This window comes from Pseudomonas putida (assembly GCF_009883635.2).
In the GTDB taxonomy this organism is placed as follows: domain Bacteria; phylum Pseudomonadota; class Gammaproteobacteria; order Pseudomonadales; family Pseudomonadaceae; genus Aquipseudomonas; species Aquipseudomonas putida_W.
The window spans coordinates 492,779-516,999 of record NZ_CP026115.2 but is presented as its reverse complement, the minus strand read 5'-3'; the positions used below and the strand labels follow the sequence as shown (position 1 = coordinate 516,999).

The following is a 24,221-nucleotide window of genomic DNA, read 5'->3' as shown; positions in this document are numbered from 1 at the left end:
CTTAATATCCAAGCGCGCCGCGGTATTATTCCGCAAACGAATTATTCGATTGCGGTCATTCCCTGGATTCGCAAACTTTACCGATCACCCTCGGCCACCCGCTCACGAATCCACTGCACGAAGGCCTTGATCTTGGGCACTTCGGCGGCGTGTTCGGCGTGGGCGATGAAATGCCGGCCATTGCTCGCCACCGGGTGGTCCCAGGCCACCACCAGCTTGCCTTCGCTCAGCTCTTCAGCCACCAGGTAGCGCGGGATCAGGGCAATGCCGCAGCCGGCGATGGCTGCGCGGATGCACAGATAGAACGTGTCGAAGCGCGGCCCGTGGTAGCTGTTCTGGCTGTGCAGGCCCAACCCCAAAAACCACTCATGCCAGGCCTCCGGCCGTGATGCGCACTGCAGCAACCGGTGTTCGGTGAGCGCCTCGGCGCTGTCGAAACGCTGCCGGGCCAGCAGCTCGGGTGCGCACACCGGCACCACCTCCTCGCTGAACAGCTCGATGCAGGTAGCTCCCGGCCAGGTGCCCTGGCCAAAGAAGAAGGCGATATCGGCCTTGGCCTGCACCAGGTCGAACGGCTCCAGCTCGTTGCGGATGTCCAGGTGGATGCGTGGGTGGCGGTCGCCGAAGCCCTTGAGCCTGGGCACCAGCCAGCGCGCGCCGAAGGTTGGCTGGGTGGCGATACGCAGCACCTCGGTCTCGTCACCGTAGCTGAGGATGTAGCGGCTGGAGATGTCGATCTGGGTGAGGATCTTGTTCACTTCGGTGAGGTACAGCGCGCCGGCCGGGGTCAGGTGCAGGCGCCGGCGAATGCGCTGGAACAGCGAATGCGACAGCATGTCCTCGAGCTGCGCGACCTGCTTGCTGACGGCGCTCTGGGTCAGGTGCAGCTCCTGTGCCGCACGGGTGAAGCTCAGGTGCCGGGCGGCGGCTTCGAAGCACTGCAGGGCGGTGGTCGAGGGCATCAGGCGTTTGGACATGGCAGGCGCGTACCGAGCAAAAAAGGATGAAGTTCATTCCGTACTGGAATCATGTGCTTCGAAAAGGTCGTTTGTTGACCTCGCCCTATAGATTAATACTGACCTCGATCAACGATTACAACCGGTACGGCGAAGAGGAGGTAACTGCGCGACCGGCGACATAAAACAACAAAAACGAGCAATACGACCTACCCGACTTCTGCTCCAACTTTTCAGCCGACGACGGCATTCAAGCCGCACGCCGGCCGACCCATTCGAGGGTTCTTCATGGCTTCGCTACACAACAACAAACAGCGTTCCTTGCAGCACGGCCTGACCTCGCGTCAGGTGTCCATGATTTCCATTGCAGGCATCATCGGTGCCGGCCTGTTCATCGGTTCTTCCAACGCCATCGCGACGGCAGGTCCGGCCATTCTCATTTCCTACGCCATGACTGGCCTGCTGGTGCTGCTGGTGATGCGCATGCTGGGCGAGATGGCCATCGCCAACCCCAACAGCGGCTCGTTCTCCACCTACGCCTCGGAGGCCATCGGCCCCTGGGCAGGCTTTACCATCGGCTGGCTGTACTGGTGGTTCTGGGTGCTGATCATCCCGGTCGAGGCCATCGCCGGCGCCGACATCCTGCATGCCTACTTCCCGGGCGTGCCGTCCTGGCTGTTCGCTTTCCTGATCATGGTCGTGCTGTCGGGCAGCAACCTGGTCAGCGTGAAGAACTTCGGTGCGTTCGAATACTGGTTCGCGCTGGTCAAGGTGGTCGCGATCATCGCCTTCATCGGGGTCTGCAGCCTGGCTGTGTTCGGCTTCTGGCCGCTGGCCGAGGTGTCCGGCATCAGTCGCCTGTGGGACAACGGCGGGTTCATGCCCAACGGTTTCGGCACCGTGCTCGGTGGCGTGCTGATCACCATCTTCTCGTTCTTCGGCGCTGAAATCGTCACCATCGCCGCCGACGAGACTGCCAACCCGAAAGACAAGATCCGCCGTGCCACCAACCTGGTGGTGTACCGCATCGCGATCTTCTACCTGGCGTCGATCTTCCTGGTGGTGTCGCTGGTGGCCTGGAACGACCCAGGTCTGAAAGCTGTAGGCTCGTTCCAGCGCGTGCTGGAAGTGCTCAACGTGCCGGGCGCCAAGTTGCTGGTCGACCTGGTGGTGCTGGTGGCCGTGACCAGTTGCATGAACTCCGGCCTCTACACCGCTTCGCGGATGCTCTATTCGCTGGGTGCCCGTGGCCAGGCGCTGAGCATGACCAAGCGTATTTCCGGTGCTGGCGTACCGACCGTGGCAGTGATCCTCTCGACCCTGGCCGGTTTCGTCGGTTGCTTCGTCAACTATGTGCTGCCGGGCAAGGTCTTCGGTTTCCTGCTGTCTACCACTGGCGCCATCGCCTTGCTGGTGTATCTGGTGATCGCCGTGTCGCAGCTGCGCATGCGGGCTCGGGCCGAGCATGAAGGGCGCCCGCTGGAATTGAAGATGTGGCTGTTCCCGTGGCTGACCTGGCTGGTGATCGGCACCATCGTCATGGTCCTGGGCTACATGCTGTTCAGCGATGCCTACCGCTACGAGACGCTGATGACTGCCGGCGTGACCGCGTTCATCCTGCTGGTCTCGCTGACCCAGAAGGGCGGCAAGGTGGTTGCCCAGACCGCTTGAGGGTGGTGCTTTGATTTGGGGCGTTCGCCTTGAGTCTTGTGGCGTATGTGAGATCGAGCGCCGCCCGCGCGGCGCATCGCGAGCTTTGCTCGCTCCTACGTTTGTTTCGGGCCAATTATTTCTGTGGGATTTGCGCGCATACGCCTTGGCGCATGACGCGATATCGCGTCGTACCAACAAGGCGGTCGCGCGCGCCTGCCACAGGTGTTATTGGCCAAAAACAAACGTAGGAGCGAGCAAAGCTCGCGATGCGCCGCGCGGGCGGCGCTCGATATCCGCACCACTACAAATCTCAAGACGGGCCCCTGGCGGACACCGAAAGGCTCAAGTTCAAGCTCAACGCACCCGGCCAGCCAGCTGATCAACGGCAGGTGATGGTCAGCCAGCCGGGATGTCTCTAGAGTGACAGGTTCCCTCTCAAGCCCAAGGTTGACCATGACCGATCTGAGCGCTTTCCCCATCACCCGTAAATGGCCCGCGAAGCATCCCGAGCGCCTGCAGCTGTACTCGCTGCCCACACCCAACGGCGTCAAGGTGTCGATCATGCTGGAGGAGATCGGCCTGGCCTACGAGCCGCACAAGGTCAGCTTCGACAACGATGACCAGCTGAGCCCCGAGTTCATCTCGCTCAGCGCCAACAACAAGATCCCGGCGATCCTCGACCCCAACGGCCCAGGCGACCAGCCGCTGCCGCTGTTCGAGTCGGGGGCGATCCTGCAGTACCTGGCGGAGAAGAGCGGGCAGCTGTTGAGCCAGGACCCGGCCCAGCGTTACCAGACCCTGCAGTGGCTGATGTTCCAGATGGGCGGCATCGGGCCGATGTTCGGCCAGGTCGGCTTCTTCCATTTCTTTGCCGGCAAGGAATACGAAGACAAGCGCCCGCGCGACCGTTACGTCAACGAATCGAAGCGCTTGCTGGGTGTGCTGGACCGGCACCTGAAAGGGCGTGAGTGGATGGTCGATGAATACAGCATCGCCGACATCGCCATCTTCCCCTGGGTGCGCAACCTGGTGGAGCGCTATAACGCTCGCGAGCTGGTGGGCTTCGATGCGTTCAAGGAAGTGCAGCGGGTGCTGGCCAAGTTCCTTGAGCGGCCCGCCGTGCAGCGTGGCCTGAAAATCCCTTCCTGATAAGCAGCTGAGGACACTGTGGGAGCCGCGCTTGCCTGGAAGCTGTTCGGTGTTGGTTCAGAAAATCTGGTTCAGCAGCCAGTACAAACTACCGGCCAACAGCATCGCCGCCGGCAGGGTCAGCACCCAGGCCATCAGCAGGTTGATCAGCGTGCGCTTCTGGATCCCCGAGCCGTTGGCGACCATGGTCCCGGCCACCCCCGAGCTCAGCACGTGGGTGGTCGACACCGGCAGGCCGAACATGTCCGCCGCACCGATGGTGCACATGGCAACCACTTCCGCCGAAGCCCCCTGTGCATAGCTCAGGTGGGTCTTGCCGATCTTCTCGCCCACCGTCACCACGATACGCTTCCAGCCGACCATGGTGCCCAGGCCCAAGGCGATGGCCACGGCCACCTTGACCCACAGCGGGATGTAGCGGGTGGCATCGTCCAGCTGCGTCTTGAACAGCAGCACATGGCTGCGGGTCTCGGCGTCGAACGTCACCAGCTGTTTCTTCTCGATCAGACGGACGGTTTCGCTGGTCAGGTACATGTCGTTGCGCACGTTGGCCATGGCTTCGGCTGGCACGCGCTTCAGTGAACCATAGCCCTTGACCTGGTCACCGATCATGCCAGTCAGCGCGGCGAGTGCCGGTACCAGTTGCGGGTTGGCCTTGGGCTCGGCGATGAATGCGGTCAGCGCCTGGCGCGGATCCGCCGGGGCGGGCCCGGGATCGGCGCGTAGCAACGCTTGGCGGGTCACTTCGGCAACGGCGGAGAACTGCAGTGCCTGCTCGCTGGGCATGGTCTTGTTCAGTGCATAGGCCATCGGCAAAGTACCGACCAGGATCAGCATGATCAGGCCCATGCCTTTCTGCCCGTCGTTGGAACCATGGGCGAACGACACACCGGTGCAGGTCAGGATCAGGATACCGCGGATCCACCACGGTGGTGGCGTGCGGCCTTCTGGTGCCCGATACAGTTCCTTGCGCTTGACCAGTACGCGCAGCGCCAGCAGCAACAAGGCTGCACAGGCAAAGCCGATCAGCGGCGAGAACAGCAGGGCATAGCCCACCTTGCTGGCCTGGCTCCAATCGACCCCGCTGGTACCGTCGCGCCCGTGCATCAGCGCGTTGGCCACGCCGACACCGATGATCGAGCCGATCAACGTGTGCGAAGAAGACGCCGGCAACCCCAGCCACCAGGTACCGAGGTTCCAGATGATCGCCGCCAGCAGCAAAGCGAAGACCATGGCGAAGCCAGCCGTGGAACCGACCTGTAGAATCAGCTCTGCCGGCAGCAGGGCGATGATGCCGAACGCCACGGCGCCGCTGGAAAGCAGCACGCCGAGAAAATTGCACAACCCGGACCAGACCACCGCCACCGGTGCTGGCAGCGAGTGGGTATAGATGACCGTGGCCACCGCGTTGGCGGTGTCATGGAAACCGTTGACGAATTCGAAGCCCAAGGCAATCAGCAGTGCCAGGCCCAGCAGCAGAAAGGGCGTGATGGTGGTGATTACCGTACCACTGGCAGTTACGTCCTGCTTGAGGCTCCAGGCGGTGTAGGCGATACCGGACAGCAGCAGGCCGAAGAACAGCACGAGGGTGGCGCGCCCGGGTTTGTGCGAAAGCTGCGGGCGAGAATCGCTATGGCCCAGTGGCGACTGGCTGGCCAGGGACGGGGTTGCCATGGGGGCTCCGATTGGCGTCGGCGAGGGTGGTTCTGAGGATAGAAACAATTCCTCGCCTGGACGTGACCTCGGTCAATGAATTACCTAGTCTCAAGACAGACGGTAAAAGCAGGAGAACCCCATGATTCGCTGCAAGCGCGTCTATGACGCGCCAGAGAAGGAAGATGGCCAGCGCGTGCTGGTCGACCGCCTGTGGCCGCGCAATAAACGCAAGGACCAACTGCATGGCGAGTGGCTACGCAACGTGGCGCCATCCACTGATTTGCGCAAGGCGTTCCACCAGGGCGAGGTGGATTTCGCCGGGTTCACCCAGCGCTATCAGCAGGAACTGGCGGCGCACCCGGAGCACTGGTATCCGCTGTTGGACCTTGCGGCCAAAGGCAACCTGACCTTGCTGTATGCCGGCAAGGACACCGAGCACAACAACGCCCAGGTGCTGGCAGCTTGGCTGGAAGACGAACTGGAGCGGCGCGGCCCAGGCAGCTCGCCGGTGTGCTATGCCCATTGAGCTGATCGCCGCGAGCGATGCCTGGCTCACCTTTGCCCGGGACCTGACGCGACGGGCGATGCTGCCCTACTACCGCGAGTTCGACCTGTTGTGGATCGAGGAGGCCTTTGACGAAGCCTGGGGCTGGCGCGAGCAGTGGCTGGTGGTGGAAGGGGAAGAGGTGTTGGGTTTCTGCAGCCTCAGCCAGGACCGACAGGCGTTATTCATTCGTGAATTGCACCTGATGCCGGAGCAGCGTGGGCGAGGAGTGGGCAGCCAGGTGCTTGAGACGCTGGCCGAATGGGCGGCGCAGCGGCGCCTGCCGCTGTTGAGGTTGATGGTGTTCAAGAGCAACCCGGCGCGGCAACTGTACCTGCGCCATGGGTTTGTCGAGATGGGGGAGGATGATTGCTTTGTGAGAATGCAGCGGGTCATTGGGTGACCTGCACCGGCCTCTTCGCGGGGCAAGCCCGCTCCTACAGGTCCTGCGCATTCCTGTAGGAGCGGGCTTGCCCCGCGAAGAGGCCGGTGAAGTCAGTGCAAGGAATGAATCACTGCTGCCTCACCCGCACAGTCTCACCCTGGCGAACCGTGGCCTCGAGCAACTGCCCCTGCAAGGGCAACAAATCCCCGATCAACAGGTTCTGCAACAACGGCTTGCCATCGAAGCTGTTGCCCCCCAGCAGCACATCCCGCATACCTTCGACCCGCACCAGCGCCTTGCCGACCCGGCCCAGGCGGTTGCCGCTGAGCACCAGAGGGCCGGCCAGTGGCGTGGCGTTGCGCAGGCTGATGGCATATTCCGCCGTGTTGCCGATGTGGTTGTCGAGCAGCGCCACGGCGCCCACTTCGCTGGCATCCACCGCGCTGCCCTGGCTGCTGGCCAGCAGGTTGTCGTCGATCACCAGCGGTGCCGTTGCAGTGGGGGCCAGGTTGCGCAGCTGGATGCCGTTGCCACGGCTGTCGCCGATACGGTTGCCGGCCAGTAGCACCGCGCCCTGTTGCTCGCTGACTTCGATGGCGGCCTTGGTCGCGCCGAGGATCAGGTTGCCTTCGACCAGGGCGCGGGTCTGGCCACGCAGGCGCACGCCGCTGTTGTTGTCGATGCCGCGCAGCTGGTTGCCCTGCAGCTTGACCTGGCTGTTCTGCGCATCGATGGCGTATTGCTGCGACTGCTCGAACTGGCTGCCGGTAATGGTCGCCTGGCTGTGCTGCAGCTCCACCGCGCTGGACATCTCGCTGAACTGACTGTCGCGGATGATCACTGTGGCCGGGCGCGTGCTGGCGGCTTGCTGGGTGCTCAACGCTGTGGTCAATCCACGCGAGAGGTTGGCGTTGTAGCCCAGGCGCTTGAGCGTCGAGCCGATCACCTGGGTATGGCTGCCCGCCCAGGCCACCACGAATGGCCGCCAGGCACGGTCGGTGCTGCCGGGCTTGTCGCCGGCCATGCTCTCCAGGCTGGACTGGTTGAGCCCGAGCCAGCCCTGGTTGATCAGCGCCGTGCCAGAGAAGCTCGACAGATACAGGCTGGTGCCTTCGAGTACCAGCCCGGCGTCGCTGCCGATCATCAGCGGGTAGCTGAGCAGGTAGCCATCCTTGTAGCGCTTGAGGATGCGCGGGTCGTTCAGTGCGTCGTGCAACTGCGCCAGGGTGATGCTGCCACCGCGCAGCATCACCACCTGCGGGTGGTGTGCCTGGTAGCCGGCGATGGCGCGGAACAGGCCGTTGTTGACGAACGGCTCGAACGGCCAGCTGCCGGCCTGGGACGAGAACATCGGTTGCAGACTGACACTGGCTCGCCCGGCCGGGCGTTGCCGTTCGGCCTGTTGGAAGGCCACGGCCTGGCGCACCTGCTGGCGCAGCTGCTCGACCTTGAGCTGGCGTTGCTCGCGGGGTAGGGTGTCCACGGTCTGGTTGAGTGGCAGCGATTGACTGGCGGCCTGGGCAGCGCCTGCCAGGCACAAGGCGGCCAGGCAGGTGAGGGAAAAGCGGGCGAGGGCAGCCATGGGTCAGCTCCTTGATCCGGGCAGTGGGGGGTAGAACGCTTTGATCGGGCCGCCGAGCTGGCTGTAGTTGTCCACCTCGCCGTCTTCGCTGTCGTACAGCTGGCGCGCCAGCGCGTGGCCGGGGTTGCGCTGCAGGAACGGGATCAGCCAGGCCAGCTTGTACGGTGCCACGTCCGCCTGGGACTGGCCCTTGAGTTCGGGCAGGTCGCCGGGGTCGAGCACGGTGCGGGCAGCGAAGTTGGCCAGCAAGTCGAGGGTCTGCTGGTCTTCGTTGCTCCACGGCAGGCCATTGGCGCGTGCCGATTCGGCCAGCAGCACCAGCGGCACCAACGCGTACTGGCTGTAGTTGGCCGCCAGCTTGCTGCGTGCTACTTCCAGCGGGAGGTAGGCATAGTTGCCGTTGCTGGCGCGCACGGCCTGGGCCAGGGCACGACGCAGGTTGCCGTCGGCCCACTGGATGAAGTCGTCGCGGCCGACCAGCATGCCGGCGGCGGCCACGGCCCAGGCCGCCCAGTAGTCGTGGTTGTTGAAATACACACCGCGGGCGCTGCGGCGTGGGTCGTACTCGCGGATCACCAGCTCGCCGAGGCGGGTGAACCAGCTGCGTTGCGTTTCGTTCAGCTGCAGCTTGCCGTCGGCGGCCGACTGGGTCAGCAGCACGGCGCCGGCCATGGCCGCCAACGCCCATTTGCGCGCGGCCATGCCGGTGCCGCTGGCATCCGGGTTGAGCAGGGCGCCGGCTTCGGCCCAGTGTTGCAGCCATTGGTCCTGGCAGGCCAGGGCCATGTTGGCGTCCTGGGGTTTCTTCGCCTGCTGGAAGCGTTTGCTGGCGTAGATCAGGCCACCGACGAACTGCTTGACCTGCTTGGTGATCTGCTCGCTGTTGGCGTCGGGGCTGCTGCGCAGGGTCGATTTGCTGGCGTCGCGCTGGTCGTACTTGCTTTCAAGGTGCAGGCTGCCGGTGTAGGGCGCTGGCGGTTCCTTGGTGCAGGACAAGGTGCGGTAGTCGGCGATCATGGCCGACTGCGGGGTGCTGTGGGCGGGCCAGATAGACTGTGCCGCCTGTGTCAGTGGGCTTATCAAAAATAGGGTTAGCAGGATTGGGGCCGCTTTGCGGCCCATCGCCGGCAAGCCAGCTCCCACACCGACCGCATCAGCCCTGAACAGCGGTATCACAGGCATAGCCGGGTCTCCACATCGGTCGCCACAGTACCGGCCTTGGTGGGCTCCATGAACACCGACAGCAAATTGGCCCCGGCAAACTCCGGTGCCTTGCTCAGCTCCAGGTAATACTGCCCACCGGTCACCGCCGCTTCGCGGCGGAACCACACCTTGTCCCGCGCACCGTTGTCGTAATAGACGATGATGTAGAAGTCCTTGACGTTCTTGTCGCTCAGGCGAATGTCGAGAAACCCCTTCGACAGTGCCTGGCGACCACTGCCGGCATTGCTCAGCAGCTCGATGCGCTCACCCACCTGCAACGCCGGGCGCTGCAATTTCGCGCCGAGCACTTCCTGGCTTGCCGAGCAACCACCCTGAACCGCCGGCACCAATTGGCGATACATCAGCGGCGAGTCGAGCCGGTAGTTGGCCGGCAGCTCCCAGACGATCAGCTTGGGCGGCGCCTTGGGCTTGTAGTCGCTGGACAACAGGTACTCCAGCAGCGAGCCATCCTCGCCGACCCCAGGCAGGGCGTAGTTGAGGATGTCGACGTTCAGGTACTGCTTCAGGTAGCCATCGAAGTTGAACTGCTTGCTCTCGTCCTCACGGGCCGCGGCGTTACTGTCGCCGACCAGGATCACTTCCGGGTCCGGTGCCTCGTCGAACAGCGCGTCGGCGCCTGCAGCCACGGGGATGGTCTGGTAGCCACGCACATACTGGAAACCATAGTTGTTGCCACAGATGCTGCTCATCGCCAGGTTCATGGTGCCGTCCTTGGGCACCATCACGCCCGGCTCGGTGCGGTACGCCTTCTTGGTCAGCCCGGCATAGAACGGCTGGCGGCGGATCTCTTCGGCGATCAGTTTCGCCGTGGCCTCGGCGCCAGTGGGCGTCCAGTGGTGGTCGCGGCGGAAGAAGTACTCGCCTTTCGGCGGCTGCTGCACCAGCTGCATCATCGGCGCCACCACCGCGCCGCCCTGGCGCAACTGGCCGAGGTAGGCACTGAGGCTGTTGCTGGCGCGGGCGTAGTCGAAACCATGCAGCTGGTCGGCGAACAGCTTGTCGCGGTGCATCAGCCCGCGAGTCGGCTGGATCGCCATGGCCACATGGATGCCCTGGCGCTCGAACGCCTGCATCAGGCGGGCGAACTCCGGGCGCATCGGCGCGGGGATGCCGAAGTCATTGGTCAGGTCGACGGCCGAGCGGAACAGCCAGCGGTCCTTGCCAGGCACGATCTCGCGCATCAGTTTCATGCGCCCTTCGGCATAGCGTTGCGGGTCGCTCAAGGCCGGGCAGACCATGCACTGCAGGTTCTCGCAGCCAGGCCCGGCCACCTGGGCAGCCGGGGCCGGCTGCGCGGCCAGGGCCGGCAGGCTGAGCAAGGCCAGGGCAGCGCTCAGGCCAAAAGGTACAAGGGTCTTCATGTGCCATTCATCCTTGCAGGGCATTCGTCATTCGGTCGGGTCGATGCTGTTGGCCAGGGTCATGCTGCGGTTGCCCGGCAGCAGCACGTAGCTGTACGAGCGGCCCTTCTTGAGGAACTGCTCGTCGAAGCTGGCGACCTTGGTGTCCTGCTGGTAGGCGGCGAAGTCGATCTTGATCTCGTTGACCATGCGCGTGCCGGTCTCGCCGTTGCCAATGGCCTCGACCACATCGTGCTTGCCATCGGAGGTCTTCAGCGTGGCCTGGTTGGCGCTCAGGTTGTAGAAGGCGATCTGCGCCTTTTTCGGCTCGTTGACGTACTTGTCGCTGATCAGTTTCAGCTGCTTGCCGTCGTAGACCACGGTGCTGGCGGCATTGGCCTTGAGCTGCGGCTCGATCGACTTGCCGCCGACGGCAATCTTGTGCGGGCCGGCAGGGGTGAAGCGGTAGCCGCTGAGCTGACCGGCGGCAACCCGCTGCGGGTTGACCTTGCCGCTGAGGGTCACGTCTATGTTGCTGTCGGACAGGTTCAGCACGCGGACGAACGCCGAGTCGGCCGGGGCCACGGCATCGTACAGGTCGGCGTTGCCTTCGGCGGCCAAGGCGGCATGGCTGGCAGCGGCCAGGGCGATGGCGGTGAACAGTTGGGTAAGTTTCATCAGGCTCTCCTTGAAGCGTCAGAAATGCTGGGGCGCAGCGCTGCGGCTGAGCGAGCCGGGGCGGTGGGCGAGCAGGGTGCGCAGGGGGAATTCCCAGACCACGGTATCTATCTGCGGGTTGGCCAGCTGGTCGCTGGCCAGGAACTGGCTCATCGCCTCGAACGGGCCACGGGCCTCCACGGCGATGCTCAGCAGGTCGCGGTTGAGTGCCTCCTTGAGGAAGCCGACGAAGTTCCAGTCGTCGATCTTGCTGTAGCTGGTGCCGACCAGCAGCAAGCTCTGGTTTTCCTCGGCGAACAGGTCGTCGACGCCTTGCGTGGCCTTCAGGGTTTCGTACAGGGCAATCGGGTTGGGGCCGAACTGTGGCGCCAGGCGCGCATGGTCAAACTGGATGTAGTTCATCAGGTCGCCCTTGACGCTCTTCTCGCCGGCCTTGCGCGACACGTACACCTGGTCACCCAGCAGCTGCGGGCGCTGGCGCGCCAGTTCGTAGGCCGACAGCCGCGCGCCTTCCGGGCTCCAGTGGGTGTCGGACTTGAGGAACAGTTGCGGGCCGTCGAGGTTGGCGAGGAAGGCCCCGCGCAGCGGCACCACGTCCAGCTGGCGGTTTTGCAACTCGCCGACGAAGTGGTCGTAAAGGCTGGTCACCCGTGGGTCGAAGGCATGCTGGGCATGGGTTGCGTACACGTCCAGCTTCATCGGCAACGGCAGGATCACCAGTTGCTTGCCGTGCTCGGCCAACTGCGTGCGGACCTTGGCGATCTGCTCCAGCTGGCTCGCCACGTTGGCCTCAAGGTCGTTGGGCACGCGGTATTCCTGGTTGGTGTAGAGCCAGCCGTCCTTGCCCAGCACCACACCCTTGGTACCTTCGCCGAACAGGTGGAACTGGGCATCGGCCCATAGCTCAACCGACGGGTCACGCAGGAAGAAGCGCTTGTCGTAGGCCTGCTCGAACTTGCGCAACAGCTTGCCGTCGACGAACAGGTTCCAGGTATCGGTCGAGGTACGGGCAAAGCTGAACACGGGTGGCAGCGAATAGACGAACATCGCCGCCAGCACCACCACGAACAGAATGCCATTGGCCTTGCTGGCCGAATTCATCACCGGGTACATGGCCGTCTCCTAGAACTGGAAATACAGGAAGGGCGAAAACGAGTTGGCCGCCAGGCTGCTCAGCGCCAGCAGGAAGCCGCCCCACAGCAGCACGCTGTGCAGCGCGCCGACATGGCGCATGAAGTAGCCGTCCTTGTTGCCGGCGTAGAAACGCACGTTGTTGATCCCGGCCAATACCAGCCAGGCCAGCGCCACCAGGGCAAAGGCCATGGCCATCTTCGAGGCGCCGAGTACGTACAGTTCCAGCGAGCCGAAGCCGTTGAGGCCGAACAGCGCCTGGTAGATGTCGATGCTGTGGCGCAGGTCCATGGTGAAGAACAGCGGCATGCTCAGCAGGATCAGTGCCCCGGTGCGCAGGTTGCGGCCCAGGTGGTAGGGCGTGGTGACTTTGGTCGCCAGGTTGAACTTGCGCTCGATCACCATGCCCACGCCGAAGAACAGGCCCCAGCAGATGAAGGCGAAGCTCGCCCCGTGCCAGAGGCCCGACAGCAGCATGGTCCAGATCAGCGCCGGCAGGGCACCGGCCACGCGCTTGCGCACCAGTGGCATGTACACGTAGTCGCGCAGGAAGTGCGCCAGGGTCATGTGCCAGCGTGCCCAGAACTCGGTGATGCTCTGCGAGACATAGGGCTGGTTGAAGTTTTCCGGGAAGCGGAAGCCCATCATCAGCGCCAGGCCCAGGGCCATGTGGCTGTAGCCGGCAAAGTCGAAGTACAGCTGCAGGGTCGAGATCACCAGGCCGAACCAGGCGTCGCTGAACTGCAGGGTGCCTTCGCTGACGAACAGCACGTTGATCGGCGCCAGGCGGTCGGCGATCAGCACTTTCATGATGAAGCCGAGCATGAAGCGGCACACGCCCAGCGAGAACAGCTCCAGCGAATGGGTGCGTTCGCGCAGCTGCGGCGCCAGCTGGCTGTAGCGCAGGATCGGCCCGGCCACCAGGTGCGGGAACAGCGCGACGAAGGCGGCGAAGTCGATGAAGTTGCGCGTTGGCGTGGCGTCCTTGCGGTAGATGTCGACGATGTAGCTCAGGGCATGGAACACGTAGAACGAAATGCCCAGCGGCAGGAAGATGTTCTCCAGCGTCCAGGTATTGATGCCCAGCGGCGCCAGCAGCATGGCCAGCACCTCGGCGCCGAAGTTGGCGTACTTGAAGTAACCCAGGGTCGACAGGTTGCCGGCGATGCCGATCCACAGCAGGCGCAGGGCCAGGCGCTTGTCGCCGGCATCCAGGCGTGCCTTGATGCGCAGGCCGAACCAGTAGTTCCAGTAGGTGATGCCGACGAACAGCAGCAGGAAGTCCGGCCGCCACCAGGCGTAGAAGATGTAACTGGCCGCCACGATCACCGTGGAGCGCCACTGCGCCCTGGCCAGGAAATACACGGCCAGGAACAGCGGCAGGTAGAGGAACAGGAACACATTGGAGGCGAAGATCATGGCAGGGTCCTTCCTTAGTAACTGATCACCACGCCGACGCTCAGCTGGTAGTCATCGCCGGTTTCCAATGCACTGCCGGCATTGAGGTAACTGGCGCTGACCAGCGCGTTGACGTCCAGGTGCTTGCCATCGATAGCCACCGGAAACATCTTCCAGTAGTAGTTGAGGTCGATCATCTGCCCGACATTGCGACCGTTGCCGTTGGTGCCCTGGGTGATGGCGCGGTTGCGCTCCGAACGTTGGTCGCCGTTCATGCGGATCGGCAGGGTGCCGTCGGCATCGCGCAGGTCGAGCTGGGTCACCCGCAGGTCCAGCGCGCTGCGCGGGGTGGGGCGGGTCTCCACGGCAAAGCCGTAGTAGCTCAGGTTGCGCAGGTCGAGGGCGACGAACGAGCTGGTCAGGCGGGTGCTGTACGAGCCGGTGCGGGTGATGCGGTCGGACTGGATGGCGTTCAGGCGGAAGCCGTCGTTCTCGTCGCCGGGCTTGTCAGTCAGGCCGCCGCGCAGCGCCACGCGCGGGGTCCACGCCAGGTAGTCGAAGCGCTTGCCGACTTCGCCCAGCACCGCCCAGCCCTTGCTGCTGTGGCCGGTGGTGGTGACGCCGTTGCCGTCGGTGTTGTCCATCTTGCCGTCCAGCGCCGCCAGTTCCAGGTGGTAGTCGCTGAGCACCGGGTAGGCGAGGTTGTCGCCTTTGAAGAACAGCCCGTAGCGCATGCCCTTGAAGTCGTAGCGGTCGTCGGCGTCGTGGCCGCTGTGGTCGTTTTCGTGCATCAGGCGCACACCGACCTGGTTGTTCTGGCTCCAGCGGTAGGCGTACTGGCCCATCAGGTAGGTGGTGCGCTCTTCGCTGTCGGCCAGGCGGTTGACGTCGGTGTTGTAGTTGTGGAACTTCTGGCCGACGGCGAAGAACGCCTCGCTGAAGGTGTCCTGGTAATTGAAACGCAGCGATTCGAGGCTGTCGTCCCACCAGATGCCGTAGTCGTCATAGAAGCGCTGGCGGCCAAACGAGGCAGAGAAGCGTGGGTCGTCACCGATCAGGTTGCGCTTGACGTACAGCTCGCGCAGTTCGGCGTACCAGCCTTCGGGCTGCTCGCGTTCGTTGGCGTTGGACGCTTCGTTGGTCAGGTTGCTTGACTGGCTGGAGTCGTAGTTCAACCACAGGCGGCCATAGACCATCCATTTGGCCCAGCGCTTTTCCGGCGAGTACCAGGCGAACGATGGCTCGTAACGCAGGCTGTAGAACATCTCGCGGTCGCTGCCGACCTGGGAGTCTTCGGGGCCGTAGCCGGTCTGCACGGTGAGCTTGTTGAACACTTCCGAGGTGATGACCGGCTCGCTGCCATCCAGCGCGGCGACACGCACCGGTTCGTTGCTGTCGGCTTCGGGGCCGGTGATTTCTTCTGCGGCGAAGGCCGCTGGCAGCGGTGCCAGGGCCAGCAGGGCGCCGAACAGGGGGTGATGCGCTTTCACAGGGTGGCCTCCTTGAACAGCCCGTTGCGAGCGGCCAGGGCACGCTCGATGTCATCCTTTGGCAGGGTCTTTTCCAGGCGCTTGATCAGGCTGCGCGCGCTGCGTTCACCCAGGTCGAGGGCGACGCGGGCGTAGGTGTAGGCCTTGACCGGGTCGTGGCACAGGGCACGGCCGTAGGCGTGCAGGGTGGCCATGCGGTACCAGGCGGCGGTGTTGCCCTTGTCGGCTTCGGCCTTGAACAGCGCCAGGGCCTTCTCCTGGTCGGGCTGGTCCTCGACGCCCTTGCTGTAGTACTCGCCCAGCAGCAGGCCGGCACCGGGGTAGCCGCTGGCACGCAGCTCCTCGATCAGTGCGCGGGCCTTGTCCGGGTCCAGGGTCAGCCAGTTGTTGACCATGTAGAACTGCGCCTGCAGGGCCTTGGCCCGGGTCGGCTCGCGTTCGCGCACCTGGTCGATCAGCGCCTGGGTTTCCTCGGCGTTGTGCTCGGTGGGGTTGGAGATCATATAGTTGGCCTTGGACACCATGGCCGGCACGAAGCCGCGAGCCACAGCCACATCGCGCCAGCGCTGGACCCGGGCGGTGGCCAGGTTCAGCGCATCGCTCCGGGCTTTTTCGCGGGCCAGCTGTTCCGGGGTGGGTGGCAGCTTCTCGGCGCCGGGCGTGCTGGCCTGGTTCTCGTAGCGGTCGGCTTCCTGTTCGGCGCGCTGCACGCTGGTGATGCTGTCGAGCAGCGCGGCGACGCGGTGAATGATCTCCACCGGCAGCTGCTCGCGCTCAGGTTCGAGCTGGTCGGCGAAGGGCGGGAACAGGCGGTCCTGCTGCTCGCCGAGGAAGGCGTAGTAGCGGTCCAGGGCGCGCACGTCCACGCGCACCGCCTGGCGGTACCAGCGCTCGGCGCTGGCGCGGTCGCCCTGGCGCTCGGCGAGCACGGCGTGATACAGCTCCGGGCGGCAGTTGAGCAGGCAGGCCTGCTCGTACAGCGCCAGCAGTTGGGCCGCCTGGGCGCTGTCGACCAGCTCCGGGTAGGTCAGGAACACTTCCAGCGTGGTGCTGGTGTTGCGCGGGTCGAGGTTGGCCGGGTAGCGCGTCAGTGCCTGCGCCATCCACGGGCGCTGCGCCTCGCGCAGGCTCGGGGTGCGGTCGATCAGGCGGGCTAGCGAAGCCAGTGCCGGGACCATGCCATGGCCGTCGGCAAACGCCTTCTGGTACAGCGCCACCACTTCCGCGCGGCTGGCGTCTTCGCGGCCGGCCAGCACATCGCCAAGCAGCAGGGTACTGGCCAGGTCGCCACGGGCAGCCAGTTCGCGCAGGTCGGTGGTGACCTCGGCCGACGGGTCCTTGTACAGCGCGTAGCGGATCTGTTCCAGGCTCTGCCCGGCACTGGCTGTGGTGGCACAGGCCAGGGCCAGGCCGGCCAGCAGCAGGCGGGGAGGCATATTGGCGGTCATGGCGTCATCGTCCTCGGCCGTTTAGTGCGCTGCGCCGAACGGCAGGCCCATGAACAGGTCGACCGCCACCGCTTTCTGGTAGGCCGCGGCCGGCAGCGGGCTGTCGGGCTGGATGGTCAGCGCCAGGTTGCGGTTGACCTCGTCGACGCGTGCGTCGACCACTTTGCCGCTGTAGTGCTGGTCGAGGCCGAACACCTGCATGTCCACCGACTTCACCCGGTCGACATCGGCGAGCTTGTCGAACGGCACGTTGGCGCGCACGAACAGGCCCTGGTCCTTGGGCAGCAGGTGCATCAGCGGTGCTTCCTTGTAGCCGTAACCGTCAAGGCGCTGGCTCGGGTAGTAGACCGTGCAGTCGCACGGGCTGTTGATCACCGTTTCGATGGTGGCGCGGCCGAGCAGGGTCTGCAGGTCGCCAGGCGACAGGTCGGCAACCGCCTTCATGTCGGCCGGGCTGGTGAAGCTGGTGGCCAGCTGCGTGGAGATGCTGGCCAGCGGCTGGCCGGCCTTCACGTCGGTGGTGCCGGCGGGCAGCAGGTACTTCACATAGCCGTTGTCGGGCATGCTGATCACCTGGGCGTTGGTCGCCACCTGGGCCTGCAGCGCCGGGATGCGGAAGAACAGCAGGTAACCCTTGTAGCCGACGAAGGCCAGCGCGGCGATGCCGGCGGCGGTGTACAGCAAGGTGCCGGTCAAGGCCTTGAGGCGAGCGCCCGGGGTGCGTGCGCTGGCGTACTTGTGCTTGCGTTCCTTGATGTAGTTCTCACGCTGCATGACATTGAACAGGCCATTGATGTCAGCGATTTCGCCGGACATGTAGGCGCTGATCAGGTAGCGCAGGATGTCGCGCTTTTGCGCATCGAGCTCCACGAACTGTGCGCCGACTTCGCTGCCACGCTGGGAGACGATGCGGATCTTGCTGTCGATGTTCAGGTCCACCTGGTTCAGGCGCAGGCGGATCGAGGCGTCGTACAGCGTGCCGACTTTCAGCGGCGCGTCATGGGTCAGGCCCAGGCCACCCAAGGAGATGTCCTGCAGGGCCACTTCGAACGGGGCATGGCCGGCACTGGCCAGGCGCACCCGTGCGTTCATGCGGGTGCGCACGTACTGGCGCTCGTCGACCGCTTCGTGGACGATGTTGGCCGCTGTCTTGCCCGGGGCCGCGGGAATGTTCGTGGTACTCATGTGCAGGCGCCTTTCCTTAACGTTGCGAGAGTTGTAAAAGAACGGTGATGACCCCGAAGAAGATGGCGATCGACGAGCACAGCATCGCCTTCGAGGACCAGCGGTTGAGGCGAGCGTCGAAGTCGACGCTGCCAGTGGCCAGGGTGGTCTTCTGCCGCGTCCAGCTTTGCTGGTCCATGTGGAACATCGCGTAGACCTTCATCAGCGAACCGACGATCTGGTTGTAATAAAGAACGAAGGGGTACATCGGGCTGACCGGGTGGCCGGCGAAGACGAACAGCACCGTCACCAGGCTGCGCGAGATCAGTACCCAGAACAGGTACACCAGCAGGTACTGGATGCCGAACACCAGGCCGGCCACCACCGAGGCGGTCAGCCCCATCAGGCAGGTCCACATCGACACACGCTGGTCGAGCAGCACGTACAGGGTGAACAACCCCAGGCGGGCGCGACCGAGCAGGGCAGTGGCGCGGAAGTTCTGCCGCAGCGAATTGCCATACCAGCGGAACATCAGCTGGCGGGTGGCGATCCAGAAGCTGTCGCTGGGTGGGTGCTCGACGGTCAGGGTGTGGCTGTCGGGCACGTAGTAGGTGTTCCAGCCGGCGCGCATTAGGCTCAGCCAGCTCGACTTGTCGTCACCGGTGAGGAACTGGAAGCGGCCCAGGCGCCAGTGTTCGAGGAAGTCGGCTTCGACGTCGCGGATGAACTCGGGGTCGGTCATCACTTCGGCGCGGAAGAACGACAGCCGCCCGGTCAGGGTCAGTACCCGGTGCGACAGGGCCATCGAGCACATGTTGATGTGGCGCTGGACGAAACGCATCGAGTGCCACTGGCGCATCCAGCGACTGCCCTCGACTTCGCAGAACTCGTTGGTAGTCAGGCCGCCCACGTCCGGCAGCACGGCAAACAGCTTGACCGCACGTTCGACACAACCGGGCAGCATCATGGTGTCGCCGTCCACCACGCCAACCACTGCGTCATTCAGCGGCATCTGCCGCGACAGCGCACGGAAGGCATGGGCCAGGCCGTCACGCTTGCCGGTGCCACGGGCGCGAACGATCACCAGCTTGATGTCGTCACGGTCCTTGACCTCGTTGCGCATGATCTCCTTGATGAAGGTCTCGTCGCCTTTCTCGACGATCGAGGCGATCACCGTGCACGGCACGTTCAGCCGTTGCACTTCCTGGAATACCGACTGGTAGACCTTGAAGGTGGTCGTGGTGGGGATGCGGAAGCTGGTCACCACCATGAACATGTGCGAGGGCAATGCGGCATCGCCCAGGCGCTCGACTTGCCGGCGCAGGCGCGGGAACTTCCAGTGCAGGAAATACATGCCGCGCAGGTAGTGGACGATGGCGTTGCCGTAGCGCCACATGCCCAGCGTGCCGATGATGAAGATGAACAGGTGATGGTTCGGGTCCAGGTACTGCGGCGCGACCATCTCCGAGGCCAGCGCGATCAGCCCGGCGAGGCACGCCCAGCCGAAGAAGCTGGCGCCTGCGCGCAGGTAGCCGGGTGCCACGAAGGGTGGTTGCTGTCGATCCATGTCGCCTTGACTCCTGTTTTTGCGGTGCCCGCGCGCCATCCCGCCCAGGCGTGAGCCTGTGGCAGGTGAAGCGCGGTAGGTGCCGGGTCGGTTACCAGCAGATGCCTTGGGTGCGGCTGTCGCTCAGGCCGGGCATGAAGCCGACCAGGTCGATCACCTGCTTGCCGTGGCCGGCTTGCAGGGCGCCGGTGAAGCGCGGGTCGTTGTTGCCAAGGACGATCACTTCGGCGTCATCGATCACCTGCTGCAGGTCGCTGTGCAGCAGCGACGACACATGCGGGATCTTCGCTTCGATGTACTCCTTGTTAGCCCCGTGCACGCGGGCGTATTCGACGTTCTCGTCGAAGATGTGCAGCTGGTACCCCTTGCCGATCAAGCGTTCGGCCAGTTCCACCAGGGGGCTTTCGCGCAGGTCGTCGGTGCCGGCCTTGAAGGCAAGGCCGAGCAGGGCGATCTTGCGTTTGTCCTGGCGCACGATGAGGTCGAAGGCGTTCTGCACCTGCGAGGCGTTGCTGGCCATCAGCGAGTCGAGCAGCGGCGCCTTCACATCCAGGCTGGCGGCGCGGTAGGTAAGGGCGCGCACGTCCTTGGGCAGGCACGAGCCGCCGAAGGCAAAGCCCGGGCGCAGGTAGTAGCGCGACAGGTTGAGCTTGTGGTCCTGGCACACCACATCCATCACCTCGCGGCCATCGACGCCGGCAGCCTTGGCGATGTTGCCGATCTCGTTGGCGAAGGTGACCTTGGCCGCGTGCCACACGTTGCAGGTGTACTTGATCATCTCGGCAACTTCGATCGGCTTGCGGATGATCGGCGCGTCGAGTTCGCTGTACAGCGACGCGAGCAGGTCGCCCGACTGGCTGTCCAGTTCACCGATCACGGTCATGGCCGGGAAGTCGTAGTCCTGGATCGCGGTGCTTTCGCGCAGGAATTCCGGGTTGACCGCTACGCCGAAGTCGACGCCGGCCTGTTTGCCCGAGTACTGCTCGAGGATAGGCACCACCACGTTCTTCACCGTGCCTGGCAGCACGGTACTGCGCACCACCACTGTGTGTCGGCTGCCCTTGTCGCGCAGGGCGGTGCCGATTTCCCGGCAGACCGCTTCCATGTACACCAGGTCCAGGTCGCCGTTCTTCTTGCTCGGAGTACCGACGCACAGCAGCGACAGGTCAGTGGCGAGGATCGCCGCCTGCACATCGGTGGTGCCGCGCAGGCGGCCCTTGCTGACGCCGTCCTGTAGCAGCTGCTCCAGGCCTGGCTCGACGATGGGTGACTTGCCCTGGTTGATCAGTTCGATTTTCGCCGGGGAAATATCCACCCCCAGCACATTGTGGCCGCGGGCCGACAGGCACCCTGCGCAGACAGCGCCAACATAGCCAAGTCCAAAGATGCTGATGTTCATAGATCCCTCTCCCTGGGGCACGGCAAAGCCGGCCGAGATACATCGTTCATGAAGTTGTCGAAATGGCAGACGCGCAGAAGTAAGCCGCGCTCAGAAGTGGCGTTGCAGGCTGTTTCTTAGTTGTCTTTTTACAGCCTAAAGGCGTTTATATTTTTATTGCAAGCCTTGATATCTGCTTGTTTGAAAATAACTTACAAGTTCCATGTGAAAGTTTAAAAACCGTTATAAATCAATAGGTTAAAGTTGTTGTTAGTTGGGCGTCAAAAAAATGATAACGCTGCCGATGGCAGTAAAGTGACGCCAAATGCGTGGCGCCTTTGCGGTTTCTTCCTCGCGATGCATGGTCTGGCGTGCACCGCCGGACGTATCAAATCCCTCTAAATCAGGGCCTCGCAGGGCTGAGTGGTGGCGCAATACTGGCTTGCGACCCTGGCCGGCGATGGGCATAGTGACTGCACAGTCTGCAACTGCTTACAGGATTGTGAGCGGCACCCATGACGGCAAAGGAACCAGGAGAAACGTCATATGAAAGGACTCGGTCCACGTCTGCGGGAAGAGCGTGAGCGGCTGGGCATGACCCAGCGGGTATTCGGTGATATCGGTGGCGTCGAGCCCAACGCTCAGGGCAAGTACGAAAGTGGTGAGCGTACGCCGCGGGCGGACTACCTGGCGGCGTTGGCGATCCGAGGCGTGGATGCGCTGTATGTGCTCAGCGGTGAGCGCACGCCAGCACCGCTGGAAAGCCTGACGGCCGATGAATGCGGTCTGCTGGGCGCGTTTCGGCGTTTGCCGGCGGCCGACAAGGCGGCTTTGTGGCACTTGTTGGGGCGTCTGGTGGGTGAGGGCAGCAGCAGTGAACTGGCACGGCAACCGCGTCATGAGCGTCAGACGTTTCTGTAGGAAGTTTTACGCTAGGTCCGCTATGAAAAATTTTGTTAAGGTGGCGGGATCCAATCGCCCTGTTGACGAGGTGTCTGCTTGATTAGGGTCCTAGTGGTCGACGATCACGATCTGGTTCGAACCGGTATTACCCGCATGCTGGCTGATATCGACGGCCTGCAGGTGGTAGGTGAGGCGGATTCGGGCGAGTCGGCGCTGAAGCTCGCCCGGGAACTGAAGCCTGACGTCGTGCTGATGGACGTCAAGATGCCTGGGATCGGCGGCCTGGAAGCCACCCGCAAGCTGTTGCGCAGTCACCCTGACATCAAGGTGGTGGCGGTTACCGTGTGTGAAGAAGACCCGTTCCCCACCCGCCTGATGCAGGCTGGCGCCGCCGGTTACCTGACCAAGGGCGCAGGGCTGGACGAAATGGTCCAGGCGATTCGCCTGGCATTTGCCGGCCAGCGCTATATCAGCCCGCAAATCGCCCAGCAGCTGGCGCTCAAGTCGTTCCAGCCGCAAGCGTCGCCGTTCGATGCGCTGTCGGAACGGGAAATCCAGATCGCCCTGATGATCGTCGGCTGCCAGAAAGTGCAGATCATCTCCGACAAGTTGTGCCTGTCGCCCAAGACCGTCAATACTTACCGTTATCGGATCTTCGAAAAACTCTCGGTCACCAGCGACGTCGAACTGACCTTGCTGGCCGTTCGCCACGGTATGGTTGACGCAAGCCTGTAAACCTTCATGTCACAAGTCTTTGATGCCAGCGCATTCCTGGCGACCTGCAGTGGTCGCCCGGGCGTTTACAGAATGTTCGACGCCGAGGCGCGGCTGCTCTATGTGGGCAAGGCCAAGAACCTCAAGAAGCGCCTGGCCAGCTATTTCCGCAAGACCGGCCTGGCGCCGAAAACCGCCGCGCTGGTGGGGCGCATCGCCCAGGTCGAAACCACCATCACCGCCAACGAGACCGAGGCGCTGCTGCTCGAGCAGAACCTGATCAAGCAGTGGCGCCCGCCGTACAACATTCTGTTGCGCGACGATAAGTCCTATCCGTACGTGTTCCTGTCGGACGGCGAATTCCCGCGTCTGGGCATTCACCGTGGGGCGAAGAAAGCCAAGGGGCGCTATTTCGGCCCATACCCCAGTGCGGGTGCCATTCGCGAGAGCCTCAGCCTGCTGCAGAAAGCCTTTTCCGTGCGCCAGTGCGAAGACAGCTACTTCGCCAACCGCACCCGCCCGTGCCTGCAATACCAGATCAAGCGCTGCAAAGGGCCGTGCACCAACCTGGTCACCCCCGAGGAATATGCCGAGGACGTGCGTCACTCGGTGATGTTCCTTGAGGGTCGCAGCCAGCAGTTGGGCAACGAGCTCAACGAGGAAATGGAAAAGGCGGCCATGGCCCTCAACTTCGAGAAGGCCGCTGAACTGCGCGACCAGATTGCCTTGTTGCGCCGGGTCCAGGACCAGCAGTACATCGAAGGCGGCTCAGGCGATGTCGATGTGGTGGCCGCCTTCGTCAACCCGGGCGGTGCCTGTGTGCACCTGATCAGCGTGCGCGGCGGCCGGGTGCTGGGCAGCAAGAACTTCTTCCCGCAGGTGGGCATCGAGGAGGAGGTGGCCGAAGTCATGGCCGCGTTCCTGTCGCAGTACTACCTGGGCAATGCCGAGCGCGAGCTGCCTGGCGAGCTGATCGTCAACGTGGTGCACGAAGACTTCGAGGCCATCACCGAAGCCGTACAGAGCCTGCGCGGTCGCGAGCTGACCATCAGCCACCGCGTGCGCGGCACCCGTGCGCGCTGGCAGCAACTGGCGGTGACCAACGCCGAGCAGGCGCTCAATGCCCGCCTGGCCAACCGCCAGCACATGGCCGCGCGCTTCGAGGCCCTGGCCGAAGTGCTCGGTCTGGATGAAGTACCGCAGCGCCTGGAATGCTATGACATCAGCCACTCCAGCGGCGAAGCCACGGTGGCCAGCTGCGTGGTGTTCGGCCCGGAGGGCCCGATCAAGTCGGATTACCGCCGCTTCAACATCGAAGGCGTTACCGGTGGCGACGACTATGCCGCCATGCACCAGGCCCTGACCCGCCGCTATGGGCGGATCAAGGATGGCGAGGGCAAATTGCCCGACGTGCTGCTGGTGGACGGCGGCAAGGGCCAGCTGAACATGGCCCGCGAAGTGATGCAGGAACTGGCCTTCACCGACCTGACCCTGCTCGGCGTGGCCAAGGGCGTGACCCGCAAGGCCGGTTTCGAGACCTTGTACCTCAATGACGTGGCCCACGAGTTCACCCTCAAGGGCGACAACCCGGCGCTGCACCTGATCCAGCAGATCCGCGACGAAGCCCACCGTTTTGCCATCACCGGCCACCGTGCCCGGCGCGGCAAGGCCCGCCGTACCTCGAGCCTAGAAGACGTCGCCGGGGTAGGGCCCAAGCGCCGTCGCGACTTGCTGAAACACTTCGGCGGGCTGCAGGAGCTCAACCGCGCCAGTATCGATGAGATCGCCAAAGCCCCCGGCATCAGTAAAAAGCTTGCCGAGTCGATTTATGCCAGCCTGCATAGCGAGTAGAATGCCGGGC

General features: G+C 63.8%; 20 protein-coding genes. 7 read left to right on the top strand and 13 right to left on the bottom strand.

Translation table 11 applies throughout. The features are described from left to right. Positions 1 to 77 precede the first annotated feature (77 nt). Positions 78 to 977, bottom strand: a complete 900-nt coding sequence (gcvA, locus tag C2H86_RS02420; RefSeq protein WP_159411291.1) for a transcriptional regulator GcvA — start codon at positions 975 to 977, stop codon at positions 78 to 80. Between the two features lie 267 nt (positions 978 to 1,244). On the opposite strand from gcvA, the gene C2H86_RS02415 reads away from it, so the two are divergent. Next, positions 1,245 to 2,627, top strand: coding sequence for an amino acid permease (locus C2H86_RS02415; protein ID WP_159411290.1), 1,383 nt, complete (start codon positions 1,245 to 1,247; stop codon positions 2,625 to 2,627). Between the two features lie 435 nt (positions 2,628 to 3,062). Next, on the top strand, positions 3,063 to 3,758 hold the full coding sequence (locus tag C2H86_RS02410) for a glutathione S-transferase N-terminal domain-containing protein (protein ID WP_159411289.1): 696 nt from the start codon (positions 3,063 to 3,065) through the stop codon (positions 3,756 to 3,758). A gap of 57 nt (positions 3,759 to 3,815) precedes the next feature. Here the strand turns inward: C2H86_RS02410 and C2H86_RS02405 are convergent, their stop codons facing one another. Beyond that, on the bottom strand, positions 3,816 to 5,432 hold the full coding sequence (locus C2H86_RS02405) for an inorganic phosphate transporter (RefSeq protein WP_159411288.1): 1,617 nt from the start codon (positions 5,430 to 5,432) through the stop codon (positions 3,816 to 3,818). Positions 5,433 to 5,553: 121 nt separating this feature from the next. On the opposite strand from C2H86_RS02405, the gene C2H86_RS02400 reads away from it, so the two are divergent. Together C2H86_RS02400 and C2H86_RS02395 are read left to right on the top strand one after the other, a co-directional pair. Beyond that, a complete protein-coding gene (locus C2H86_RS02400) occupies positions 5,554 to 5,940 on the top strand; it encodes a DUF488 domain-containing protein (protein ID WP_159411287.1) in 387 nt (128 codons plus the stop codon). After that, the gene (locus tag C2H86_RS02395; RefSeq protein WP_159411286.1) at positions 5,930 to 6,361 is read left to right on the top strand and encodes a GNAT family N-acetyltransferase; all 432 of its coding nucleotides are present in this window, start codon (positions 5,930 to 5,932) and stop codon (positions 6,359 to 6,361) included. Before C2H86_RS02400 ends, C2H86_RS02395 begins: the two co-directional genes overlap by 11 nt. A 109-nt stretch (positions 6,362 to 6,470) precedes the next feature. Here the strand turns inward: C2H86_RS02395 and C2H86_RS02390 are convergent, their stop codons facing one another. The 11 genes from C2H86_RS02390 to C2H86_RS02340 all read right to left on the bottom strand — a co-directional run bounded on the left by C2H86_RS02390 (position 6,471) and on the right by C2H86_RS02340 (position 20,764). Next, entirely contained in the window at positions 6,471 to 7,925 is a 1,455-nt protein-coding gene (locus C2H86_RS02390; protein ID WP_159411285.1) for a right-handed parallel beta-helix repeat-containing protein, read from the bottom strand. Between the two features lie 3 nt (positions 7,926 to 7,928). Next, entirely contained in the window at positions 7,929 to 9,047 is a 1,119-nt protein-coding gene (locus tag C2H86_RS02385; RefSeq protein WP_159413048.1) for a polysaccharide lyase, read from the bottom strand. Positions 9,048 to 9,097: 50 nt separating this feature from the next. Continuing rightward, positions 9,098 to 10,510, bottom strand: a complete 1,413-nt coding sequence (locus C2H86_RS02380) for an alginate O-acetyltransferase AlgX-related protein (RefSeq protein ID WP_159411284.1) — start codon at positions 10,508 to 10,510, stop codon at positions 9,098 to 9,100. A gap of 27 nt (positions 10,511 to 10,537) precedes the next feature. After that, on the bottom strand, positions 10,538 to 11,167 hold the full coding sequence (locus tag C2H86_RS02375) for an alginate O-acetyltransferase AlgF (protein ID WP_159411283.1): 630 nt from the start codon (positions 11,165 to 11,167) through the stop codon (positions 10,538 to 10,540). An 18-nt stretch (positions 11,168 to 11,185) separates the two neighbouring features. Further along, positions 11,186 to 12,280, bottom strand: coding sequence for an alginate O-acetyltransferase (locus C2H86_RS02370; RefSeq protein WP_159411282.1), 1,095 nt, complete (start codon positions 12,278 to 12,280; stop codon positions 11,186 to 11,188). A gap of 9 nt (positions 12,281 to 12,289) precedes the next feature. Beyond that, positions 12,290 to 13,717 (bottom strand): MBOAT family O-acyltransferase, encoded by a 1,428-nt coding sequence (locus C2H86_RS02365; protein WP_159411281.1) that lies wholly within the window; start codon positions 13,715 to 13,717, stop codon positions 12,290 to 12,292. A 14-nt stretch (positions 13,718 to 13,731) separates the two neighbouring features. Further along, positions 13,732 to 15,186 (bottom strand): ion channel protein AlgE, encoded by a 1,455-nt coding sequence (locus tag C2H86_RS02360; protein WP_159411280.1) that lies wholly within the window; start codon positions 15,184 to 15,186, stop codon positions 13,732 to 13,734. Then, the gene (locus C2H86_RS02355) at positions 15,183 to 16,634 is read right to left on the bottom strand and encodes a tetratricopeptide repeat protein (RefSeq protein WP_159411279.1); all 1,452 of its coding nucleotides are present in this window, start codon (positions 16,632 to 16,634) and stop codon (positions 15,183 to 15,185) included. The genes C2H86_RS02360 and C2H86_RS02355 overlap by 4 nt, the downstream gene beginning before the upstream one ends. Positions 16,635 to 16,655: 21 nt before the next feature. Next, the gene (locus C2H86_RS02350) at positions 16,656 to 17,819 is read right to left on the bottom strand and encodes a PilZ domain-containing protein (RefSeq protein WP_159411278.1); all 1,164 of its coding nucleotides are present in this window, start codon (positions 17,817 to 17,819) and stop codon (positions 16,656 to 16,658) included. Between the two features lie 16 nt (positions 17,820 to 17,835). Continuing rightward, positions 17,836 to 19,365, bottom strand: a complete 1,530-nt coding sequence (locus tag C2H86_RS02345) for a glycosyltransferase (protein WP_205524592.1) — start codon at positions 19,363 to 19,365, stop codon at positions 17,836 to 17,838. Between the two features lie 91 nt (positions 19,366 to 19,456). After that, positions 19,457 to 20,764 (bottom strand): nucleotide sugar dehydrogenase, encoded by a 1,308-nt coding sequence (locus tag C2H86_RS02340; protein WP_159411277.1) that lies wholly within the window; start codon positions 20,762 to 20,764, stop codon positions 19,457 to 19,459. Positions 20,765 to 21,289: 525 nt separating this feature from the next. On the opposite strand from C2H86_RS02340, the gene C2H86_RS02335 reads away from it, so the two are divergent. From C2H86_RS02335 to uvrC, 3 genes are all read left to right on the top strand, one after another. Continuing rightward, positions 21,290 to 21,664, top strand: a complete 375-nt coding sequence (locus C2H86_RS02335; RefSeq protein ID WP_159411276.1) for a helix-turn-helix domain-containing protein — start codon at positions 21,290 to 21,292, stop codon at positions 21,662 to 21,664. A gap of 78 nt (positions 21,665 to 21,742) precedes the next feature. Then, positions 21,743 to 22,381, top strand: a complete 639-nt coding sequence (gacA, locus tag C2H86_RS02330; RefSeq protein ID WP_054884910.1) for a response regulator transcription factor GacA — start codon at positions 21,743 to 21,745, stop codon at positions 22,379 to 22,381. Positions 22,382 to 22,387: 6 nt separating this feature from the next. Beyond that, entirely contained in the window at positions 22,388 to 24,211 is a 1,824-nt protein-coding gene (gene uvrC, locus C2H86_RS02325; RefSeq protein ID WP_159411275.1) for an excinuclease ABC subunit UvrC, read from the top strand. Positions 24,212 to 24,221 lie beyond the last annotated feature (10 nt).